Source organism: Azospirillum lipoferum 4B, assembly GCF_000283655.1.
Lineage (GTDB): Bacteria > Pseudomonadota > Alphaproteobacteria > Azospirillales > Azospirillaceae > Azospirillum > Azospirillum lipoferum_C.
Genome location: NC_016586.1, coordinates 582,991 through 605,561, shown reverse-complemented (window position 1 = coordinate 605,561; position 22,571 = coordinate 582,991). Strand labels below are relative to the sequence as shown.

At 69.5% G+C, this 22,571-nt stretch carries 16 protein-coding genes; 5 read left to right on the top strand and 11 right to left on the bottom strand.

Features of this window, described 5'->3' with window-relative positions; genetic code table 11:
• Positions 1-3: 3 nt before the first annotated feature.
• The 6 genes from AZOLI_RS32925 to AZOLI_RS20895 all read right to left on the bottom strand — a co-directional run bounded on the left by AZOLI_RS32925 (position 4) and on the right by AZOLI_RS20895 (position 8,870).
• Positions 4-1,266 (bottom strand): AMP-binding protein, encoded by a 1,263-nt coding sequence (locus AZOLI_RS32925; RefSeq protein WP_014189138.1) that lies wholly within the window; start codon positions 1,264-1,266, stop codon positions 4-6.
• Positions 1,263-3,032: an IucA/IucC family protein gene (locus tag AZOLI_RS32920; protein WP_044552332.1), complete on the bottom strand. Its 1,770-nt coding sequence runs from the start codon at positions 3,030-3,032 to the stop codon at positions 1,263-1,265. The genes AZOLI_RS32925 and AZOLI_RS32920 overlap by 4 nt, the downstream gene beginning before the upstream one ends.
• The gene (locus tag AZOLI_RS20910) at positions 3,016-4,839 is read right to left on the bottom strand and encodes an IucA/IucC family protein (RefSeq protein ID WP_014189136.1); all 1,824 of its coding nucleotides are present in this window, start codon (positions 4,837-4,839) and stop codon (positions 3,016-3,018) included. The genes AZOLI_RS32920 and AZOLI_RS20910 overlap by 17 nt, the downstream gene beginning before the upstream one ends.
• A gap of 275 nt (positions 4,840-5,114) precedes the next feature.
• Positions 5,115-5,399, bottom strand: a complete 285-nt coding sequence (locus AZOLI_RS20905; protein WP_014189135.1) for a DUF2218 domain-containing protein — start codon at positions 5,397-5,399, stop codon at positions 5,115-5,117.
• Positions 5,400-5,429: 30 nt separating this feature from the next.
• Positions 5,430-7,646 carry a TonB-dependent receptor gene (locus AZOLI_RS20900; RefSeq protein ID WP_014189134.1) on the bottom strand — a complete coding sequence of 739 codons (2,217 nt, stop codon included), beginning with the start codon at positions 7,644-7,646 and terminating at the stop codon, positions 5,430-5,432.
• A 231-nt stretch (positions 7,647-7,877) separates the two neighbouring features.
• Positions 7,878-8,870, bottom strand: a complete 993-nt coding sequence (locus AZOLI_RS20895; protein ID WP_014189133.1) for a FecR family protein — start codon at positions 8,868-8,870, stop codon at positions 7,878-7,880.
• Between the two features lie 240 nt (positions 8,871-9,110).
• Here AZOLI_RS20895 and AZOLI_RS20890 point away from each other — a divergent pair, with 240 nt between their 5' ends.
• The 5 genes from AZOLI_RS20890 to AZOLI_RS20870 all read left to right on the top strand — a co-directional run bounded on the left by AZOLI_RS20890 (position 9,111) and on the right by AZOLI_RS20870 (position 17,402).
• Positions 9,111-9,626 carry an RNA polymerase sigma factor gene (locus tag AZOLI_RS20890; RefSeq protein ID WP_014189132.1) on the top strand — a complete coding sequence of 172 codons (516 nt, stop codon included), beginning with the start codon at positions 9,111-9,113 and terminating at the stop codon, positions 9,624-9,626.
• 164 nt (positions 9,627-9,790) lie between these two features.
• Complete coding sequence (locus AZOLI_RS20885; RefSeq protein WP_044552323.1) at positions 9,791-10,165, top strand: response regulator transcription factor; 375 nt, start codon at positions 9,791-9,793, stop codon at positions 10,163-10,165.
• A gap of 39 nt (positions 10,166-10,204) precedes the next feature.
• Positions 10,205-15,253, top strand: coding sequence for an AAA family ATPase (locus AZOLI_RS20880; RefSeq protein ID WP_014189130.1), 5,049 nt, complete (start codon positions 10,205-10,207; stop codon positions 15,251-15,253).
• Positions 15,250-16,761 (top strand): response regulator, encoded by a 1,512-nt coding sequence (locus tag AZOLI_RS20875; protein WP_014189129.1) that lies wholly within the window; start codon positions 15,250-15,252, stop codon positions 16,759-16,761. The genes AZOLI_RS20880 and AZOLI_RS20875 overlap by 4 nt, the downstream gene beginning before the upstream one ends.
• Positions 16,761-17,402, top strand: a complete 642-nt coding sequence (locus tag AZOLI_RS20870) for a response regulator transcription factor (RefSeq protein ID WP_014189128.1) — start codon at positions 16,761-16,763, stop codon at positions 17,400-17,402. The genes AZOLI_RS20875 and AZOLI_RS20870 overlap by 1 nt, the downstream gene beginning before the upstream one ends.
• Positions 17,403-17,417: 15 nt before the next feature.
• On the opposite strand, the gene AZOLI_RS20865 is transcribed toward AZOLI_RS20870, so the two are convergent.
• From AZOLI_RS20865 to AZOLI_RS20845, 5 genes are all read right to left on the bottom strand, one after another.
• On the bottom strand, positions 17,418-17,849 hold the full coding sequence (locus AZOLI_RS20865; protein WP_014189127.1) for a DoxX family protein: 432 nt from the start codon (positions 17,847-17,849) through the stop codon (positions 17,418-17,420).
• A gap of 255 nt (positions 17,850-18,104) precedes the next feature.
• Positions 18,105-20,018: an amidohydrolase gene (locus AZOLI_RS20860; RefSeq protein WP_429725910.1), complete on the bottom strand. Its 1,914-nt coding sequence runs from the start codon at positions 20,016-20,018 to the stop codon at positions 18,105-18,107.
• Between the two features lie 80 nt (positions 20,019-20,098).
• On the bottom strand, positions 20,099-20,386 hold the full coding sequence (locus tag AZOLI_RS20855) for a XapX domain-containing protein (protein WP_014189125.1): 288 nt from the start codon (positions 20,384-20,386) through the stop codon (positions 20,099-20,101).
• A 93-nt stretch (positions 20,387-20,479) separates the two neighbouring features.
• The gene (locus tag AZOLI_RS20850) at positions 20,480-21,166 is read right to left on the bottom strand and encodes a hydrolase (RefSeq protein WP_014189124.1); all 687 of its coding nucleotides are present in this window, start codon (positions 21,164-21,166) and stop codon (positions 20,480-20,482) included.
• A gap of 159 nt (positions 21,167-21,325) precedes the next feature.
• On the bottom strand, positions 21,326-22,321 hold the full coding sequence (locus AZOLI_RS20845) for an alpha/beta fold hydrolase (protein WP_014189123.1): 996 nt from the start codon (positions 22,319-22,321) through the stop codon (positions 21,326-21,328).
• Positions 22,322-22,571 lie beyond the last annotated feature (250 nt).

Below are 22,571 nucleotides of genomic sequence, written 5' to 3'. Positions count from 1 at the left end.
ATGTCATTCCGCGGCCTCCGCATAGCGGGCGGCGACCTCGCGCCGGCTGATCTTGCCATTGGCCATGCGCGGCAGGGCGTCGGCGCGGATCAGCTCGCCCGGCTGCTGGTGGGCGGCCAGATTCTCCCGGCACCAGTCGCGCAGCGCGTTGTCCGTCACCTCGGCAGCGGCGGAGAACAGCAGGGCGACCCGTTCGCCGGCGAAGCGGTCGGTGCGGCGGAAGGCGACGGCGTCGGTGACGCCGGGCAGCGCCATCGCCACATCCTCCACCTCCTGCGGATAGACGTTGAGGCCGGCGACGTTGATGGTGTCGTCCAGCCGCGACACGAACATCAGCATGCCGTCGTCGCGCAGATAGCCCAGGTCGCGGGTGCGGATTTCGCCATCCGGGCCTTGATCGCCAGAAACCGACAGCACGATCTCGGCCGGGGCATCCGCGGTGCCGGTGGACAGGCTGTGGTGGGGCAGCACGCGGCCCAGTTCGGCGCTGCCCGCCATGTCCGGGTTGATCGCGATGCAGCCGGCTTCCGAGCAGCCATATTGCTGGAACATGTGGGTGGTCTTGCCGCGGATCCGCTCGAACCAGGGTTCCGGCAACAGCGTGCCGGAGGTCATCGCCGCATGGATGCGCTCGCCCTCCGGCATCAGCCGGGCCAGCGTGTGCAGGATGACGGGGGAGGAGTAGAGCAGAGGCTTCTCGATCTGCCGCAGCGCCTTCAGCAGGAATTTCGGGTTGGTGGTGTCGAGGATCACCGGCTCCGCCCCGCGGCGCAGCCCGACCAGCAACCCGCAGATCAGCCCGTAGGAATGGGTGGTCGGGCAGGCGATCACCGGGGTCATCCCGGCCGGCTCGGTGAAGAAGCCGACATAACTCTCGATCTCGCGGTCGATTTCCGACCAGCTGCGTGCGATGCGCTTGGGCGCGCCGGTGGTGCCGGAACTCATCTGCAGGAGCTGGCCCGGCCCCGGCTCCGCCGGCAGGGGGGCGATCTCCTCCGCCGTCAGGCTGTTGTGGTAGAGCGCATGGCAGCCGGCTTCGCGCGCCAGCCGCCGCGCCGCCTCCAGCGGGGTGGAGGGGTGCAGCGGCAACAGGCTGCCGCCCGCCGCCCGGATGGCGAAGAACAGGGCGAGCCAGTCGATGGTGTCGGTGAAACAGACGGCGAAGCGGGCACCGGGGCGGTCGGACAGGCGGGCCCGCCCGGCATGGGCGGCGGTCAGCGACTCCAGCTCGGCCTGCGAATAGGATCGGTCGTCGATGCGGATCATCGGGAGCCCTCAAGCGCGAAGCGCGCGAAGATGTTGGGGACGGTGTGGTGAATCTCCTCCCGCGCGCGCAGCAGCTTTCCGCGCAGCAGGGATTCGGTGAGGATCTCGGGTGCGGCATGGCCGACGCGGCGGTGCCGCTCCTCCAGCCCGTGGCGGCGGGCGTGGGCCTCCAGCAGGTCGTGGACCCGCCGCCAGAACTCCGGCTCGGGCAGCCCGTGCTTCAGGGCCAGCAGGTCGGACACGTCGGTCAAATTGAAGACGAACAGCGTGTCCATCGCCAGCTCGCGCAGCGCGTCGACCCCGCCGGCCCAGTAATAGCGGTCGGGCGGCGCGTCGCGATAGGCCGGGTGCAGGTTGGGGAAATCCGGCAGCAGGCCGGGGTCGGCCACGAAGTCCGGCGCGTATTCCACGCTGTCGTGGAAGTCGCGCAGGATCAGCCGCACCGGCCAGCCGTCGCGGTGGACCAGCACCATGTTCTGGCCGTGCGCTTCCACCGCGATGCCGTGGCGGACCAGCAGATGCCAGACCGGCAGAACCGCCACCTCCAGCAGCCGGTCCAGCCAGGGCAGCAGCCCATAGCGTTCGATCCAGGGTGCGGCGAAGGTGGACCCGTCGGCCTCCGTCACCATCAGCATGTTGAAGGGGATGGCGGACTCGCCCTCGCCCAGGGTGGACTGCACGCTGCGCCGCCACAGCGCCGCCATCTGTCCGGCCAGCGGGCCATCGCGGTCGGCGATGATTCCCGCATATTCCGGCAGCAGGGTCAGCGGATAACGGTCGCGGAAGTCGGCATCGCCCGCCACCACCGCGCTCAGCCAGTCGGAGATGGCCGGGCCGGTGCAGACCGAATGCGGGTCGATGATGCGGCGGGAGGCGGTGTTGACGATGTTCAGCGCCAGCTTCACGTCGGCCTTGCGCGGGTCGTCGGCGTTCATCACCGTGCGGACCGACTGGCTCGCCCGGTAATGGTCGCCCAGCGGCCCCAGGCAGACGGCGCGGCCGTCGGCCAGCCAGGGCCGCAGCCAGGGCGCCCCCTCCCCCTCGCGCAGGTCCCACCATTGCCAGGGGTGCAGCGGCAACAGGCAATAGTCGGTCGCCGGCAGGTTCAGCTCCTCCCGCCGCCGCTGGATCTCCGCCCAGGCGGCGGGTCCGAGTTCCGACTGCCAAAACTTCTCCTCCTCACCGGGGATTGCGCCGGGGATCGCCAGATGCAGGCAGGAGCGGGCGACCAGCAGCCAGACCAGCTGGAAGCGCTGACCGACCTCCGGCCCGAAGGCGGCATGGTCGGCCTCGTCGAAGCCCAGCCGCGCCTTGAAGCAGGGATGATAGGGATGCCCCTCCTCCAGCCGGCATTCCAGATCGGGAAAGGGCAGGCCGCGGCGCGGGGTGGCCGGCAGGTTGGCGGCGTTCCAGCGGCAGAGCGACACCGTACGCTCCAGCTCGGCCAGCAGGCCGGCCAGATGCGGTTCCGGGGCGTCCAGCCCGGCGACCATCCGGTCGAGCGTGGCGGCGCGCCAGTTGCCGTCCTCGCCCCGCATCTCGACCGATCCCGTCCGGATGCGCGGGCGGCCGAATGGCCCGATGGAGGCGAGGCAGCGGAATTCCCGCCCGCTGGATCGCCAGACGAACCGGCGGTCTTCCCCCTCTTCCCCGTCGGTCGCCGGTTCGACGATCCCCTCGAACAGCAGGGCGGCGGCAAGCTGGCGGACCACACGTTCCGCTGGCCGTTCCTCCGGGCGGCCGGGCAGGTCACGCGGAAAGGGCATGGAATCCCCGCTCGGCTGCCGCGGCGCCGGTTCGGCACAGCGGGTTTGGCCATTGGGCGTAAAGATCGGCCTCGTTGGCGGCCTGAAGCTCGTCGATGTTCAGCAGGCGGGTCGTCAGGTTCAGCTTGGCCCCGATGGTCGGGCTGTCCAGCACCCCTTCGGCGAAGCGCCGTCCGGCCTGGGTCAGCGACAGGGCCAGCCGCTCCAGCCGGGCGCGCAGGATGCGCAGCAGGTCCTCCTCCGCCGCCAGCCGGTCCTTGCCCATGCGGGCGATCACCGAGAAGATCTGGTTGACGATGACGTAGTAGGAGAAGCGGCGGTTGATCTCCCCCTCCTCGTAATAGAGCGAGTGGATGTTGTCAGCCTCCGGGATCAGCCGGCGCAGCCGGTCGCGACAGGCGGCCGACAAATAGAAGCCCTGGTTGTCGCGGTAGAGGAAGCGGGCGGGCATCCCGTCCCGCAGTTCGAGCAGCCCGTTCTGCTGGTGCGCCTCCAGCGCCACGCCATGCGTGTCGTACAGGCGCAGCACCGGATCGAGCGCGCAGTCGAGATAGGCGTCGAACCAGCGCCGCGCCGCCTCCGCCACGCCGCCTTTCCGTTCCATCGCGACGCGGCGGACGACCCGCTCCAGCCGGGATGGACGGCCGGGAAGCGGATCGGCGGCCAGCGCCGCGATGGTGGCGACGCCGCGCTGGCGCCCTCCGGCGAAGGGGTTCTCGCGCAGGATCACCTCGAACCCGCTCTCGCCGCCATCCGGCGACTCCAGCGTGATGTAGGCGGGGTCGAGCACGAAGCCGAAGCGCGGACCCATATCGCGGCCCGACTCCCGTCCGATGGCGCCGATCAGCTTGGCCATGATGACGCCGGCGTCCAGCTCGTGTCGGCGGTTGACGCGGATGGAATTGGTGATGCGCACCGGCAGCGAGAATTTCAGCATCCACGGGCTGTCCGGGCTGTAGACCGTCCGCACCGACGAGGTGGCGGTGAATTGCGGCCCGGCGTCGCCCAGCGCCCGCAGCGTGCCGCGCTCCAGCATCGCCTGCACCGCCGGGTCCAACGCCAGCGCCTCGGCCTGGAGCGGGTGCATCGGAATCAGCAGCTCGTCCTCGCGGGGGGCGAGCCGGGCGATGGCGTCGCCCAGAATGGCGGCGATCATTTCCGGCGCCGTTTGGCGGATGGCAGAGCGGTGGCTGACCCGCGCCGCCGGGGCGGCGAACCAGCGCAGCCGGAAGCGTCCGCCCAGTTCCGGCGCATAGACCGGCTGCTGCCACGGCGTCATGCCCTGAAGGCTCTTGGGCGTGGGGTGCAGCCAGTGGCCGAAGACCAGCGACTGTTCGGCGGCGATGAACTCGTCCTCGTCGTCGTCCGTTGCCGGATCCGCTGTCGGGCTGGCATCAAGGTAGCGCTGGACCGACTGGTAGCTTTGCAGGACGCGCAGCAGCAGCTCCAGCTCGCTGCCGCGCAGGTCGGCCCCGGCGCCTTTCCCCTCCATCCGGCGATAGCTCTCGCCGGCCAGACAGCAGAGCGCGGTGAAGGGTTCGGTCGGTTGCCAGGCGGTATCGGCGGAGCCGTCCGGAAGGGCGCGCTTCCAGATGCGTCCGAAGCCGCAGGGGCCGCACAGCGAGCGCGAGACGATCTCCGCCCGCAGGGCTGTCCGCTGCGACGGCAGCAGCCATTCGACGCATTCGACGCCGGGCTCGGCCTCCGTGCCGTGCCGGGTGGTCCGGCCGGCGTCGATCTCCCGCCAATAGCAGTTGGCGAAATTCTGGAAGGTCGCGTGCTCGGCGATCTGTTGGGTGGAACGCATGGTTTGCCGATCCTGAAGGGCTTCGGGCAAGGCGTGGGCGGTGGGGGAGGCTCCGGGCCGATACACCTCGGCAGGAGGCAGCCGCTTTCGGTCTCGGTAGCCCTTCTCCCCTGTGCGGGAGAAGGGTTGGGATGAGGGGGTGGCCGAAGGCCAAGAAGGCCTCAATGACTGGAAATTTGCACCCCTCACCCCAACCGCGGAACCTGCGGTGGCCTTTGGCCTCCTTCGGTTTCGCCCCGCAAGGGGAGAGGGGCTATTCGCCTGTCGGGGCGGCCTTAAGCCGCCCAGTCGAGCTGCCGGTCGCCCTCGCGGAAGGCGAAGCGCAGCAGGTGCCTCTCCACCACCGACTGAAGCTCGGCCAGTTCCTCCGCGGTGGGGGCGCTGGCCTCGATGATCAGCCGGTCGGGAGCCGCCCGCAGCCGGGCGGTGCCGATGGAAAACCGGCACTCCCCGCCCTCTTCGGTCTCCACCGTTTCGATCTTGTGGGCGAAGTGGCGGCAGAGCTGGCTGGCGTAGCGCTTGCCGTGCTCCGTCTCGAAATGGGCGGTCGAATGCAGCATGCGGGGAGGCTCCCGGTTGCGGTACGGAGGTCAGAAGCTCGCCGAGGCGGTCAGCAGGAAGGTCCGGCCCGGCTGGTAGAGCGGGGTGACGGTGCCGAACTCCTGCCCGTAGGTGGCGCGGTCGGCATAGGTCTCGTCGAACAGGTTGCGGACGTCGGCGCGCAGGGTCAGGTTGGAATATTGCGGGATCTTGTGCTCGACGAAGAGGTTGACGGTCTCGTACCCCTTCAGCGGGCGCTGGCCGGCCTGGACCTTGTTGTAGTCCAGCACGATCTCGACATCGGCACCGAAGGTCAGCTCCCATTTCGGGATCGTGTGGGCGCCGCCGAGGGTGTAGACGCGGCCCATCGGGGTGGCGATGTAGGTGCCGCTGTCGGAATCGGCGGGCAGACCGTCGATGGTCACGTCGATGTCGGCATATTTGGCGCGGACGAAGCCGGTATCCCAGGCATAGCCGACGCCCAGTTCGTAGCCCTTCGACCGCACGTCGCGGGTCAGCGTGCCGCTGCCGGCGGCGAAGCGCGCGGCGCGGACGTCGTCCAGGTCGGTGCGGAAGACGCGGCCCTCGGCGGTGAAGCCCTGGTAGCGGCCGACCAGACCGGCGGTCAGGTTTTTGGCGGTCACCGGCTGCGGACCGGCGCCATAGCGCCAGACCGGGTTCATGATGAAGTTCTCGGCCAGCTGGACGCCGCCCCAACTGCGCGACCAGCCGGCCTTGGCGGTCAGATGTTCGGGCAGGATGTCGAATTCGCCCGAAACATTGTGGCTGACGCCGCCGTTCGTCCAATCCTGGCCGGTGGTGCCTTCGAACCATTGCCGGTCGGCGCGCATGCCGAAGGACAGGCGAACCCGCTCCACCGGGGACAGCCGCGCCTGTCCATAGACGCCGATGTTGCGGGCCTTCTCCAGCGCCGTCATCGTCTGGTCTTCATAGTGGGCGCGGTCGACGTAGAAGTCGCTGCCGGCGGTGACGGTGCCCATGCCGACGTTGAAGACGTTCTCCAGCTTGCCGTTCAGCGAGCTGGTGGCTCCCTTGCCGGGATAGCTGCCGGGGACCGTGCTGCTCCCGACCGGACGGGTGTAGATCGGGGTCTCCACGTCGGTGCGGCCGTAGGCGAGCACCAGCTTGGGGTTCCACAGGTCGGTCGGCAGGCTGTCGGTGTAGGTGAAGACGATGTTCTGGCGGTCCAGCGTATAGTCGCGCACCCGCGGCTCCCAGGCCGGACGGCCGGAAATGAAGCCGACATTGGCGCGGAACGGGCGCGGGGCGTCGTCATAGACCCGCTCGTAGCTGACCTGGAAGCGGTGGCCGGCGTCGGTCTCGTAGGCGACCTTGCCAAGCCCGCTCTTCAGGTCGGTCTTGGTCCCTTCCACCTTGTTGCCGTCGCCGGATTCGAAGCGGGCGCCCTTGCCGTAGGTGAAATAGCCCAGCCCCTCCAGCCCCTTGTGGCGGCCATAGCCGGCGACGCTGTTGGTGAAGACGGAGCCGTTGGTGCCGAAGCTGGACTTGACGAAGGCGCCGATGCCGTCGCCGCTCAGGAAGTCGCGGGCGTCCTTGGTTTCGTAGGCGATGGAGCCGGCCAGCGCGCCCGGCCCGGCATCGGCGGGCGCAACGCCAGCATCGACGCGGGCGGTCTTCAGGAAGACGGGGTCGATCAGGGTGGTGCCGTTGTGGTGGAAGACCTTGTTGTTCTGCCGGCTGCCGTCGATGCTGACGGACAGGTTGGTCTCCTCCACCCCGTTGACGTAGACCTTCTGCGACATCGGCACCGAACTGCCGACGCGCACGCCCGGCTCGCCGGCGAAGACATCGCGGATGTCGCTGGGGTTCTTGCGGTCCAGCTCCTCCTTGCCGATCACGATCTGCGCCGGGCCGCCCGGCGCCGGGGCGGCGGCGGAGACCGAAACCGGACCCAGCGCCATCGTGTCGCCGGACGAGGCGACGGGGGCCGGGGCCAGCGTGGCGGTGGCCGGGCCGGTCAGGCGATAGGTGACGCCGGTGCCGGCCAGCAGGGTTTCGAGCGCCTTCGCCGGCGGCATGGAGCCGCTGACCGGGCGGGAGTTGCGGCCGTCGGTCAGCGTGCCGGGATAGCCGATCTGCCAGCCGGTCTGCCGGCTGAAGGCGTCGAGCGCGCTGCGCAGCGGCTGCGCCGGCAGCGAGAAGGTCGCAGGCGCATCGGCCGGCGCCGTCTGCTGCGCCGCGGCGGGAAGTGCCGTCAGCGTCGCGCCGAGCGCCGTGGAGGTCATCAATGCGGCAAACAAATGCCCGGCGATCCGGGATCGGCTGAAATCTGCAATTTTGACTGTCGATGCCGTACGGCGGACCATTTCCTGCAACTCCCGTCTCAAGCTGGCGCAGGGGGCTCAATCGCAGGCAGACAAGCCTAACCCCCTTTTCGCCAGACGTACGGGATCGCGGACCCTCACAAAAAAAGTTGCGAGCGATTCTCATGCCTGCCCTGCCAGGGCCTGCCCGTCTCAGCGCAGGACGAGGATTCCGCCCGGCAGGCTGGTGATCCGGGCGCCGACCATCCCGGCCAGCGCCGCCAGCGCACCGGCCGGATCGTCAAGCCGGTAGTTGCCGCTGACGCGCGTCATGGCGATGCGGTCGTCGAGCAGCAGGATCGGTGCTGCGTGATAGCGCCGCAGGGTCTCCACCACGGTGTCGAAGCGCTCGTTGTGGAAGGCATAGCGGCCGTCGCGCCAGGACAGCGCCTCGGCCGGATCGGGGCGGGGCTGCATGGTCAGGCCGCGTGCCGTCGCGGTCAGCCGGTCGCCGGGGGCAAGCGTCACCGGCCGGCCGGGATCGTCCAGCCGGCTGACGGTCACCCGCCCGCGCTCCAGGAAGACGGAGTCGCCGCGGTCGTCCGACTGCACGCTGAAGGCGGTCCCCGTCACCTCGACCGTGCTGAAGCCGGCCACCACGCGGAAGGGGCGGGCGGTGTCCCGCACCACGTCGAACCACGCCCGGCCGCGCAGCAGCGCCACCCGGCGTTCCTCCCCGCCGAAGGCCAGGGCCACCGCGCTGTCGCTGTCCAGGACCAGCCGGGAGCCGTCCGGCAGCGCCACCTCCCGCCGTTCGCCGACGGCGGTGCGGTGGTCGGCGCTCCACCGGGTCTTCAGATCGGGATAGAGATGCGTCCCGACCACGGCCAGCAGCCCCGTCGCCGCAATCGCGCCCATCCAGGCGCGCCGTGAGTGTCCCGGCCGCCGCATCGGCACCGGGTTCGCCGGCACATGCGCCAGGGTGGCGCTGTGCAGCTCCGCCATGCCGCCGACCTCGGTCAGCCGGTCGAACGCCTGTGCATGGCGCGGATCGCTCTGCCGCCATGCCCGATAGGCGGCCAGCGTCGCCGGATCGGCCGGAGCGTCGAGCAGCCGGACGAACCAGTCGAGAGCCGCATCGGTCACCGGATCGGCATGGCGGTAGCCGGGTTCCGCCTTCTTTCCGCTGGACCTGTCCTGCCTCACCCGCGTGCCCATCCTCTTTCAGCATGCCCCCGCATCTTAGACGTTCGAAGTGCGGGGCGGCCACAAATTGCGCCGGTAGGATTTACGCGGGGATTGTCGGAAGCCCTTCGCGGACGGGAAAGCGCGGATCGTCGAACCATCCCGCCGACGATCCGAGGCCCGGCTTGACAGCAACAACTGCGAATCATTATCAGTCTCTGACGCCCCTGAAGAAGCGCCCGTGCGACGGATAGACCGACCATGCCCGCAAGTCTGACCGCCATCTATCTGGATCACCGCCAGTCCCTGCTCGGCCGGGCCTTGCGCATCGTGCGCGACGTGCCGACGGCGGAGGACGTGATCCAGGAAAGCTATCTCAGGGCCTGCAACGCGGAGCAGAAGGGCCCGATCGACAATATCGGCGCCTTCCTTCACCGCACCGTGCACAACCTCGCCCTCGACCAGATCCGCCGCCGCCGCACCCAGGAACGGTTCGAGGCGCCGGCTTCCGACACCACCGATCCGCTGGAGGTCGCCTGCGGCACCCCGTCGGTGGAGGACAGGCTTCTGCACCGCGAAAGGCTGGCCCAGTTCATGGGCGCGATGGAGGCTCTGCCGGACCGCGCCCGCCGGGTCTGGGTGCTGAACCGGGTGGAGGGGATGTCCTATCCGCAGATCGCCGCCCATCTCGGCGTGTCCCAGGGAACGGTCTTCAACGACATGAAGCTGGCGATGGGCCATTTCGTGGACGCCCTGTCGCGCGCCGACCGCGGCTGAGCCGGCAAGATCGCCGGGCGGCGGGGGTGAGCGGCCTGTCCGGCCTGCTTCCGGCCCCCAGCGTCTTTCTAGACCTAGGTGTGGTATCCCGCGTCCACCCCGCCCGGATAGGATGCGCGTGGCGTCAAGGACCGGCGCCCTTCATTCGGTCGAGGCATCGCGACGTGTCCAATGCACCCCTGATAGCTGTGGTCGACGACGACGAGGCGATCCGCGAGGCGTTGGACGACCTGCTGCGGTCCGCCGGCTTCCGCTGCCGGCCCTTCGTCTCGGCCGAGGATTTCCTGGCCCATGCGGACCGGGCGGACATCGCCTGTATCATCCTGGACGTGCGCATGCCCGGTCTGTCGGGGCTGGAACTGCAGGAGCGGCTGAACGCAGACGGCGGCGGGCATCCGCCGATCCTCTTCATGACCTCCTACGCCGACGAAACCACGCGGAATCGTGCGCTTGGCGGCGGCGCCCGCGACGTGCTGGGCAAGCCGGTCGACGGCCATGTCCTGATCGCTTCCCTGAACAGCGCCATGGCGGCAGGATAGGACGGCAGGGCAGGGATTGCGGGCGGCAAAGGGCGGTACATGGAGCTCAGTTTCGATCATCTGACGGCGACCGGTTCCGGCGGCCATGTCCTGGGCAGTGATGGGGAAAGCCGGCTGCTGCGGGTGATGCGGCCGGGCCAGCCCTTTCCGATCCTGGTCCGCATGGCTCTGGCGCTTGCGAAGGAGCCGGGCGGGCGGTCCGACGCCGCGCTCGACCGCCTGCGGCGGGAGCATGAGCTGTCGCACCGGCTGGACCCGGCCTGGGCGGTAAAGCCGCTCGACCTGCTGCAGCATGGCATGGTCCCGGTGCTGACCCTTGCCGATCCGGGCGGACAACCGCTGTCGGCCCTGCCGGTGCCGGCGATGCCGTTCCGTCAGCGGCTCCTGCTGGCGATCCGCATCGCCGGGGCGGTGGCGCAGCTTCATCGCCGCGGGCTGCTGCATGGCGACCTCCGGCCCTTCAACCTGCTGGTCGGCGACGACGGATCGGTGCGCCTGACCGGCTTCGGCCGGGCCAGCCCCTTGCCGGTTCCCACCCCCGATGCCGCCGCCGAGCGGCCGGACGCGATGCTGCCCTACATGGCGCCGGAGCAGTCGGGGCGGATGAACCGGCCGGTCGACCGCCGCAGCGACCTCTATGCGCTGGGCGTCACGCTATACGAACTGTTCACCGGCGAGCTGCCCTTCGCCGCGCGCGACGCGATGGAATGGGTCCACAGCCATCTCGCGCGCGCGCCGATCCCACCGGCCCACCATGCGCCCGACCTGCCGGCGGCCATCGCCGACATCCTGTTGCGGCTGCTGGCCAAGACGGCGGAGGACCGCTACCAGACCGCCGACGGCCTCTTGCGCGACCTTACCCATGCCCTTCGGTCCTGGGACGCCGAAGGCCGCATCCCGGCCTTTCCGGTCGGCCGGCGCGACATGCCGGAGGGGCTGGTTCCGCCGCCGGACCTCTATGGGCGGGACGAGCCGGTCGCCGTCCTTCAGGCTGCCTTCGATCAGGTCGCCGCCCGCGGCCGGATGGGGGTCGTCCTGATCGCCGGACGGTCCGGTGTCGGCAAGTCGGCGGTCGTCCGGGCGCTGGAGGACCAACTGGTGCCGCCCTACGGCCTGTTCGCCGCCGGCAAGTTCGACCAGGGCAAGCGAGACCTGCCCTATGCCAGCCTGGCCGAGGCCTTCCGTGCGTTGGTCACCCGCATCCTGGCGCTGCCGGTTTTGCATCGCGACCGGTGGCGCCGCACTCTGGCGGAGGCGGTGGGCGACGGCGGCGCGCTGATGACCGCCCTGATCCCCAATCTTGCCCTGCTGATCGGCGAGCAGCCGGCCGTGCCGCCCCTGCCGCCGCGGGAGGCGCAGAACCGCTTCGACCTGCTGTTCCGGCGCGTTCTGCAGAGCTTCGCCCGCCCCGACCACCCGCTGACCCTGTTCCTGGACGACCTGCAATGGCTGGATCGCGCGACGCTGGACCTGCTGGACCGGCTGGTCGCCGATGGCGGCATCGGCCATCTGCTGCTGATCGGCGCCTACCGCAGCGACGAGGTCGGCGCCGGCCATCCGCTGGAGGCGCTGATGCGCCGCATCCGGGATGCCTGCGACGGTGCTGCCGGCGAAGCGATCGATTGCGAGGAAATCGCGCTGGGGCCGTTGTCCTCGGACGATCTGCGCCGCATGATCGCCGACAGCCTGGAGCGCAAGCCGGACGAGGTGGCGGCGCTCGCCGCCCTGCTGCAGGAGCGCACCGGCGGCAACGCCTTCTTCGCGGTGCAGCTGCTGACCGCGCTGGAACGCTCCGGCCGCCTGTGGTTCGACCGTGACGCCCGGCGCTGGGACTGGGATCTGGCGGCGGTGGAGCAGGCGCCGTCGGATGGCGGCATCGCCACGCTGCTGACCGAACGGCTGGGCCGCTTCCCGGCGCAGGCGCGCGACCTGCTGTCGCGCCATGCCGCGCTCGGCGCCGCCGTCCGGCTGTCCACCCTGGCCTTCGCCGCCGGCCTGACGGAGGAGGAGACGGAGCGCCATCTGGAACCGGTGCTGGCCGAGGGGTTGATCCTGCGCGGCGAGGACGGTTTCCGCTTCCTCCACGACCGGGTGCAGGAAGGGGCCTATGCCCTGGTGCCGGCGGAATCGCGCGGTGCGCTCCATCTCGACATCGCCCGCGCGCTGCATCGCGGACTCGAAGCCGATTTGACGGGGGAGCGGCTGTTCACGCTGGTCGGCCAGTATGACCGCTGCCTTCCCCTGATCCAGGACGGGCCGGAGCGGGCGGAGGTGGCGATGCTCCATCTCGCCGCCGGTCATCAGGCCAAGGCCGCCAGCGCCCACGGCTCGGCGCTGGCCTATGCGCTGGGCGGCCTGCGTCTGCTGGAAGGCGGCGAAATCGAGCGGCGGCACCGGCTGGCCTTCGCGCTGGAGCATCTGCAGGCGGAATGCGAGTTCCTCTGCGGCGACCTGCAGCAGGCGGAGCGGCGCCTGAGCGCCCTGGCCGGACGGGCCGAATGCCTGGCCGACTGCGCCGCCATCACGGCGCTGCTCGTCACCGTCTACACCGCCATCGACCGCAGCGACCGCGCCATCGCCGCCTGTCTGAGCTATCTGAAGGGCGTCGGCATCGACTGGGGGGCCCATCCGCCGGCGACATTGGCCCATGAGGAGTATGGTCGGCTGCGGGCGGCCATCGGCGACCGGCCCATCGCGTCGCTGGCATCGATGTCGGCCATTGCCCATCCCGACAGCCGGGCGACGCTGGACGTGCTGGCCGCGGCATTGCCGCCGGCCTTCTTCAGCGACCGCAACCTCGTCTGCCTGATCCTGTGCCGGATGGCGAACCTGACCCTGCGGAACGGGCGCAGCGACGCGTCCGCCCTGGGCTTCGCCTATCTCGGCATGATGGCCGGCCCCTATTTCGGCGATTATGCCGCCGGCTACGAGTTCGGCCGGCTCGGCTACGATCTGGCGGAGCGGCAGGGGCCGACGCGCTACCGGGCACGGGTGCTGATGACCTTCGCCTATCATGTCGTCCCCTGGACCCGCGACATCCGCAGCGAGCGCGCCCTGCTGCTGCGCGCCTTCGAGGAGGCGCGGGAGGCCGGCGACGTCACCTATGGCGGCTTCACCAGCGTCACGCTCGTCACCAGCATGCTGGCCTCGGGCGATGCGCTGGCGACGGTGCAGCGCACGGCGGAGGCGCGTCTCGCCTATGTCCGGCAGGTGAAGCTCGGGCTGTGCGCCGACATCCTGACGACCCAGCTGCAGCTGTTGCACGCCCTGCGCGGACAGACCGACGCCATCGGCCGCTTCGACGGGCAGGGCTTCGACAATGCCGCCTTCGAGGCGCGGCTGCTGGCCAATCCCAGCCTGGACATCGCCACCTGCTGGCACTGGATCCGCACTCTCCAGCTCCGCTGCATCGCCGGTGAAATGGCGGCGGCGGTGGAAGCGGCGGAGCGGGCGGAGGGGCTGCTGTGGACCACCTCCGGCCATTGGGAGATGGCGGAGTTCCATTTCCACGGCGCCCTGGCGCGGGCCGGGGCGATGGACGACGTCCGGCCGGACAACCGCGCCCGCCACGCCGCGGCGCTCGCCCGCCATCTCGACCAGCTGCGCGACTGGGCGGGCCACAGCCCCGACAGCTTCGACGCCCGCTTCGCCCTGGCCGAGGCGGAGGCGGCCCGGACGCAGGGCCGGACGGAGGATGCCATGCGCGGCTATGACCGCGCGGTCCAGGCGGCCCGGCGCACCGCCCTGCCGCATGTGGAGGCGCTGGCCCATGAATGCGCCGCCGGCCTCTATAGCCGGCTGGGTGTGCCGACGCTGGAACTCGCCTGCATCCGCGACGCCGCCGGCTGCTATGCGCGCTGGGGGGCCACGGCCAAGGTCGCGCAGCTCGCCCGGCGCCATCCCTCTCTCGGCCTGGATGCGGCGGAGCCGGCATTGCCGGAGGCGCCGCGCGGCTTCGACGGCATCGATCTGGCCGCCCTGCTCGGCACGCTGCGCACGGTGTCCGACCAGGCGAGCGTGGAGCAGCTCACCACCACGCTGCTGACCCTGGTGCTGGAACATGCCGGGGCCAGCCGCGGCATGCTGATCCTCGCCCGCGGCGAACGGCTGCGGGTGGAGGCGGAGGCGACGACCGGGCTCTACGGCGTGTCGGTGCGGCTGGTGCAGGAGGATGCCGACCGCATCCCGCTGCCCCATGTCATCGTCCATGGCGCGATCCGCGACCAGGAGGCGGTGATCGTCGACGACACCCGCGCCCCCGGTCCCTTTTCCGCCGATCCCTATCTGCGCGAGACGGAGGCACGCTCCATCCTGTGCATGCCGCTGGTCCGCCGCCGCCGCGTCGTCGGGCTGCTGCATCTGGAGAACGCGCTGGCGACCCATGCCTTCACCCCGCAACGGGTCGACATCCTGACGCTGCTCGGCGCCCAGGCGGCGGCGTCGCTGGAGACCGCGACGCTGGAGGAGAAGGAGGCGCTGCTGAAGGAAATCCATCACCGGGTGAAGAACAACCTTCAGCTGGTCACCAGCCTCCTCAACCTCCAGGCCCGCCGCATCGAGGACGAGGCGGTCGCCGCCCTGTTCGCCGACAGCCGCGACCGGGTGCGGTCGATGGCGCTGGTGCACGAGAACCTCTACCGGCTCGGCAACTTCGCCCGCGTGCCGATGCGCGAGCATCTGGACTCGGTGTGCGCCCATCTGCTGCGCGCCTATTCCCGGCAGGCCGGAGCGGTGCGGCTGGAAACCGACATGGACGACCTGAAGCTCGACCTCGACCGGGCGGTGCCCTGCGGCCTGATCGTCAACGAACTGGTCTCCAACGCGCTGAAACACGCCTTTCCGGGCGGGCGGGGCGGGGTGCTCAGCGTGGGGCTGGCGTCGGACGGGCGGGACTGCCGGCTATCCGTTCGTGACGACGGCGTGGGCTTGCCCGCAGGGTACGATCCCGATAGGATGGACACGGTCGGCTTTGAGCTGATCGCGGACCTGACCGGTCAGTTGCACGGAAATTTGAAATACAGTTCCAGCACAGGGACGGAGTTCATCGTCACCTTTCCTTTGAAGGGGCGTAACCGGGGAAGTGAATGATCGCGGCACGGATCCTGATCGTCGAAGACGACCGTATCGTCGCGCGCGATATTCAGCATCAACTGTCCCGGATGGGGCATGTCGTGGTCGGCATGTCGGCCAACGGCGAGGAGGCGGTCCGGCTGGCCGGCAGCCACCGGCCCGATCTGGTCCTGATGGACATCCGCCTGGAAGGGGAGATGGACGGGATCGAGGCGGCGCGCCGGATCCGCGACTCCCAGCGCATCCCCGTCGTCTTCCTCACGGCCTACGCCAATGACGAGGTGGTGCAGCGCGCCAGCCTGACGGAGCCCTTCGGCTATCTGCTGAAGCCCTTCGAAGAGCCGCAGATGCGCACCGTCATCCAGATGGCGCTCTACAAGCACGCCAGCGACGCCCGGCTGCGGATGAGCGAGCGGCGCTATGCCGCCACGCTCGCCAGCATCCGCGACGGCGTCATCCTGTGCGATCCCCAGGGCCGCGTCGATTTCATGAACCGGGTGGCGGAGACGATGACCGGCTGGACGGCGATGGAGGCGGCCGGGCAGCCGCTCGCCACCGTCTTTGTCGCGGTGGACGAGGAAACGCACGAATCGCTGGAGGATTTCTCCGCCCTCGTCCTGCGCAGCGGCGCCTTCGCCCCGCCGGACCGGCTGTCGCGGCTGCTGCCGCGCGGAGAGCCTGCCTCGGCCGGGATCGTGGTTGAGGAGCGCTGTTCCGCCATCATCGACGACCGTGGGGAACTGGTCGGCTCCATCCTGGTGTTCAGCGACCTGACCCAGCGCCGCCAGATCGCCGAGGCCCTGCGCAAGGCCCAGGCCGACCTCGCCCATATCGGCCGGCTGACCATGATGGGGGAACTGGCCGCCGCCGTCGCCCATGAGGTCAACCAGCCGCTGATGGCCATCGTCACCAACGCCGGCACCTGCCTTCAGCACCTGTCGCAGCCTCATCCCGACCCCGGCAAGACCCGCGTCGTGGTGGAGCGGATCGTGCGCGACGCCCAGCGGGCCGGCGACGTGGTCCGCAGCATCCATGCGCTGGCGCGCCGGACCCCGGCCGATCCGGGATGGGTCGACATGAGCGCGCTGGTCGCCGACACGCTGGCCCTGGTGCGGGCGGAGTTGCGCCGCGCCCGCGTTGTCGTGGAAACCGACCTCCAGGCCGGATCGCCCTGGGTCCATGGCGACCGCGTGCAGTTGCAGCAGCTGGTCCTCAATCTGGTGATGAACGCGGTCGAGGCGATGGCGGACCCGGAGTTGCCGGAACGGCGCCTGCGCATCGTCACCGCCGGCGAGGAGGGCTGGATCCGGGTCCGGGTCGAGGACAGTGGAGTTGGCATCGCGGACGCCGATGTCGACGCCATCTTCCGCGCCCTCTACACCACCAAGCCGGACGGGCTGGGCATGGGCCTGTCGATCGGCCGGTCGATCGTGGAACTGCATGGCGGACGGCTGACCGCCACGCCGGGCACCCCTTGCGGGAGCGTGTTCGAATTCGTGCTGCCGGTATCGGCCGGAGGGGTGTGATGAGGGGCAAGGCCGAAACCGCCGCGGCCGTGGTGACCGTGGTGATCATCGACGACGACGAAGCCGTCCGCGAAGCGCTGGAAGGGCTGCTCGAGTCCGTCGGGCTGGAGGTGAAGAGCTTCGGGTCGGTGCAGCAATACATCGACCGGTGCCCGGCCATCGATGTCGGCTGCATGGTGCTGGACGTGCGGCTGCCGGGGCGCAGCGGGCTGGATTTCCAGGCGGAGCTGGCGCGCTGCGGCAACAGCCTGCCGGTGATCTTCATCAGCGGGCATGCCGACGTGCCGATGTCGGTCCGCGCAATGAAGGCGGGGGCCTTCGAGTTCCTGACCAAGCCGGTGCATCACCAGGAACTGCTGGACGCCATCCACGCCGCCATCGCCCGGCATGGCGAGCAGCGCGACCAGGAACGCGGCCTCCTCACCCAGCGCGCCCGCTTCGACACGCTGACCCCGCGCGAGCGCGAGATCACGATGATGGTGGTGTCCGGCCTGCGCAACAAGCAGATCGCCGACGACCTCGGCCTCAGCGAAGCGACGGTGAAGCTGCACCGCGGTCAGGCCATGCGCAAGATGGAGGCGCGGTCGGTGGTGGAACTGGTGCGCATCGTCGACAGCCTGGTGCCCGGCCGAGTCCACTGAGCGGGCGGGCCTTTCTCAGAAGCGTCGGGAGCGTCGGCGCAGCCGGGACAGCATGGCGACCAGCGCGAAGCCGCCGACCAGCCCGAGATGCTCGAAGAAGGCATTGGTCGCCATGAAGCGGTCATGGCCGGCCATGGTCCAGAAATCGTTGGCGATCAGCGCGGCGAGCACGGTGAACACGCCGAGTGCCCCGGCGCCCAGCCACAGCGCCCGGTCCAGCAGGATCAGCAGCGGCCCGACCAATTCGACCAGGATGGTCAGGGCGGCCCACAGCTCCGGCGGATGCAGGCCGAAATGCGCCTGCTCCGCCACCGCGCCCGGCCAATCGGCCAGCTTCATCAGCCCGCCCAGCAGATAGGCCCCGACCAGCGCCAGCCGGGCCAGGAACCATGTGCCGTCCCAATCGAGGAGGCGGTCGATGGGTCGTTCCAGATCGCGGAAGGTCATGGCGGGGACCGTTTCGATTTTTGGGGGGCGAAAATCCCCCCTCTCCCCCGCTCTCGCGCAAACTTCGTTTGCGCTGACGCGACAGGCGGACCATAGGTCCGCCGAAAGCGGGGAGAGGGTCGGGGTGAGGGGGGTGCATCGAGTGGAATTGGTGGGGTGCGGAGAGCGCGATTCTTGAAGATCCTCGCCGCGCATCCCCCTCACCCTAACCCTCTCCCCGGGGGGAGAGGGGACCAGCTTACGGTGAGAGGGGGATCACACCGCCCAGCAGCCGCAGCCGAGCGCACCCCAGAAGGACTGCACGTCGGCGGCCGGAACGTCGGCGGCGTAGGCGGCGGCATGGTCGTGGCCGTGGACACCGCAGCCGGTGGCGCAGCCGCAGGCCGATGCCAATGCCTTGCGCTGGTCACCCGCACCGCCGTCGGCCGCCTTGTAGTAGCCGCCGAAGGTGCGCACCGGCGACCAGTCCGGCATCGGCTTGGGCAATTGCGGTGCCAGCGGGCCGTAGTCGCCCTCGCCATGGACCACCGCGCCACCGAGCATGGTCAGGACCGAGTTCAGATGGGCGATGCGGTCCTCCGGCACCGAAAAGAAGTCGTCGGACAGCACGGCAAGGTCGGCCAGCTGCCCGGCCTTGATCTGGCCCTTCTTGCCCTGCTCGTTGGAGAACCAGGTGTTGGCCTCCGTCCACAGCCGCAGCGCCGTCTCGCGGTCCATCCGGTTGGCCTGGGGATAGAGGCCGAGACCGCCCACCGTCCTGCCCGTGACCAGCCAGGACAGCGAGACCCACGGGTTGTAGCTGGCGACGCGGGTGGCATCGGTGCCGGCGCCGATCGGCAGGCCAGCCGCCATCATCCTGGCGATGGGCGGGGTGCGTTCCGCCGCCTTCGCGCCGTAGCGCTCGACGAAATATTCGCCCTGATAGGCCATGCGGTGCTGCACCGCGATGCCGCCGCCGAGTGCGGCGATGCGGTCGATGTTGCGGTCGCTGATCGTCTCGGCATGGTCGAAGAACCAGTGCAGCCCGTCGAAGGGGATGTCGCGGTTGACCGTCTCGAACACGTCCAGCGCGCGGCTGATCGTCTGGTCGTAGGTGGCGTGCAGACGCCAGGGCCAGCGGTTCTCGGCCAGCAGGCGGATCACCGGCTCCAGGTCGCCTTCCATGTTAGGCGGCATGTCGGGGCGGGCGACGCGGAAATCCTCGAAATCGGCGGCGGAATAGACCAGCATCTCTCCGGCGCCGTTGTGGCGGTAGCTGTCGTCGCCGTCACCGGGCTTCACCTTCGACGCCCAGCCGGCGAAGTCGGCAAGCTCCTCCTTCGGCTTCTGGGTGAACAGGTTGTAGCTGATGCGCAGGGTCAGCTCGCCGTCGGCATGCAGCTTTTCGATGATGGCGTAATCGTCGGGATAGTTCTGGAAGCCGCCGCCGGCATCGATCACCCCGGTCACGCCCAGCCGGTTCATCTCGCGCATGAAATGGCGGGTGGAGTTCAGCTGGTACTCGGGCGGCAGCTTCGGCCCCTTCGCCAGCGTGGAATAGAGGATCGTCGCGTTGGGCTGGGCCAGCAGCAGGCCGGTCGGGTTGCCGGCGGCGTCGCGCACGATCTCGCCGCCCGGCGGGTTGGGCGTGTCCCTGGTATAGCCGACGGCGCGCAGGGCCGCGGCGTTCAGCAGAGCGCGGTCGTAGAGGTGCAGGATGAAGACCGGCGTATCGGGGGCGGCGGCGTTCAACTCCTCAATGGTCGGCAGGCGCTTTTCGGCGAACTGGTGCTCGGTGAAGCCGCCGACCACCCGGACCCATTGCGGCGGCGGGGTGATGGCCGCCTGCTGCTTCAGCATCGCCATGGCGTCGGCAAGGCTCGGCACGCCGTCCCAGCGCAGCTCCATGTTGTAGTTCAGGCCGCCCCGGATGATGTGCATGTGGCTGTCGATCAGCCCGGGGATCACCCGCCGGCCCTTGGCGTCGATCACCGCCGCTTGCGGCGCCGCGGCGCGCACCTCGGCCTCGGTGCCGACGGCAAGGAAGCGGCCGTCGCGGATGGCGATGGCGCTGGCCTGCGGGTTGGCGCGGTCCAGCGTCGTGACCTTGGCGTTGACGAGGATCACGTCGCCGGTGGTGGCGGTGTTGGGCATGGCGGCATTCCCGGTTCTGGACGCGAGGGTGGACATCAGCGGCGTGGCGAGCAGGGTCGCGGCGGCGGTTCCCGCCATCGCCTTGCGGCGGCCGATCATGGAGGGAGAGGGAGGCGTCACGCCTTTCCTCCATCCGCGCTGTCGGTGGCCGTCGTGACGGGCGTCGGCTTGTCCGCACCGGCCTGCGGTCCCAGCACATGGCGGGCGCAGTCGGTCTGGATGAAGGCGACGACCGGCTCGCCGGCGATCAGGCGCTTGACGACCGGCACCACCTGTTCGCCGACCAGCATGCCGAGCAGCCCAATCAGGGCGATGGTCGGCGGCGCCGGCGAACGGACGCCGATCAGCGCATAGATGACACCGACCAGGATGCCGGCGCCGGCCGATAGGAGATAGGGCATCATGGGTCCGGGCTCCCGGTCTGGAAAGCTGGTCTGCAAATGAGGATCGGTGCCCGGCCGGAACCGGGCACCGGGGAGCGGGGTCAGGCGTGCCGGTTACGCATGTTCGTGGGTGGCGGCGCCGATCACCTTGTGCGGGTACTCGCCGCGCTGCGGGGCCTTATGGACCATGGTGTAGGCATAGTCGACGCCCATGCCGTAGGCGCCGAAATGCTCGCGGACGATGGCCATCACGCCGTCATAGGTGCCGCGCTTGGCCCAGTCGCGCTGCAGTTCCAGGAGGACGTTGACCGAGGTAATCGAATGGGCGCCGGCCTGCTCCATGCGGCGGATGGCGGCGTCGTGCGACTCCTGCGAGGTGCCGCCCGAGGCGTCGGTGACGATGTAGACCTCGAAGCCTTCCTCGATGGCGCACAGCGTCGGGAACAGCAGGCAGGCCTCGGTCCACAATGCCGCAATGACCAGCTTCTTCTTGCCGGTCGCCTTGATGGCGGCCACCAGTTCTTCCGAATCCCAGCTGTTCATCGAGGTGCGCTCGATGGGATCCTGCTTCAGCACGTCCATCAGTTCCGGCCAGATGTAGCCGGAGAAGCTCTCGGTCTCCACCGCGGTCAGGATGGTCGGCGCGCCGAACAGCTTGGCGGTCTTCGCCAGCGCGATCGTGTTGTTCTTCAGTTGCTGGCGGTCGATGTTGACGACGCCGAAGGACATCTGCGGCTGGTGGTCGATGAAGAGGAAAACGGTGTCGTCGGCGTTGATGAGCGACTTGGCCGGGAAGGTCATGATCGTTTCCTGCGAACTGTATGGATTTTCAGGGGGTTGGCTGCCGTTTCCGTCGGCGGCGCCGTCTGAAGGGACAATGGCACAACCGGGGAGATCGGGACAATTGTGCCTTTCAGAACATGATTGTTGCTATGAATGGCACAATGTCCCGACCGTCGTTCAGGCGCGGATGAAGGCCAGCAGTTCCTCGTTCACGATGTCCTTGTGCGTGGTGCAGATGCCGTGCGGCGCACCGGGGACGACCTTGAGCGTGCCCTTCGGCAGAAGTGCCACGGCGGCCTGGGCGGAGGTGGCGATCGGGACGATCTGGTCGTCGTCGCCGTGCATCACCAGCGTCGGGACGATCATCTTCTTCAGGTCTTCGCGCTGGTCGGTCTCGGAGAACGCCTTGACGCACTCGTACTCGGCCAGCAGGCCGCCCATCATGCCCTGCATCCAGAAGCTGTCGATGACGCCCTGCGAAACCTTGGCGCCCGGACGGTTGTAGCCGTAGAAGGGGATCGTCAGGTCCTTGAAGAACTGCGAACGGTCGGCCTTCACCCCGGCGCGGATGCCGTCGAACACCTCCATCGGCACGCCGTCGGGGTTCCAGTCGGTCTTGACCATGATCGGCGGGATGGCGCCGATCAGCACGGCCTTGGCGACGCGCGACACACCGTGGCGGCCGATGTAGCGCGCGACCTCGCCGCCGCCGGTGGAATGGCCGACATGGACGGCGCTCTTCAGCTCCAGCGCCTCGGTCACCGCCGCCAGATCGTCGGCGTAATGGTCGAGATCGTTGCCGAAGCCCGGCTGCGACGAGCGGCCATGGCCGCGGCGGTCATGGGCGATGGTGCGATAGCCGTGCTGGGCCAGGAACATCATCTGGTCTTCGAAGGCGTCGCCGGTGAGCGGCCAGCCATGGCTGAAGACCACCGGCTGACCGGTCTGCGGACCCCACTGCTTGACGTAGATCTGGACGCCGTCCTTGGTGGTGACGTAGCTGCCCTGGAGCATGGCTTTGGTTCCTTTGGTCGGGTCTTGGCGGATGGCCGTCTTTTCGGCCGCGGCGGCGGAGCCGGGGAGCGCAGTCAGCAGGCCGCTGCCCGCAACGGCGAAGGCGGCGCTGCCGGACAGGACCGTCCGGCGCGAGGGGTGAAATTCCTGGGTCGTCATGCGAAGTCCGTTCGGGGCCGGGCCGGCAGGACCGGAGCCGGCTGTCTTGATGAACGGATGGTACGGAAACGGCCGAGAGGGTGATTGCCTCATCGGAACGGCTTTTGCCGGTTCTGCGCATTGCGCTCGCGGGAAAGCGAAAAGCCATAAATCCCCTCTCCCCCCCCGGGGAGAGGGTTAGGGTGAGGGGGCGCGTGGCAGCCCTTTACCGGGAATCCACGCGATGCATCCCCCTCACCCCGACCCTCTC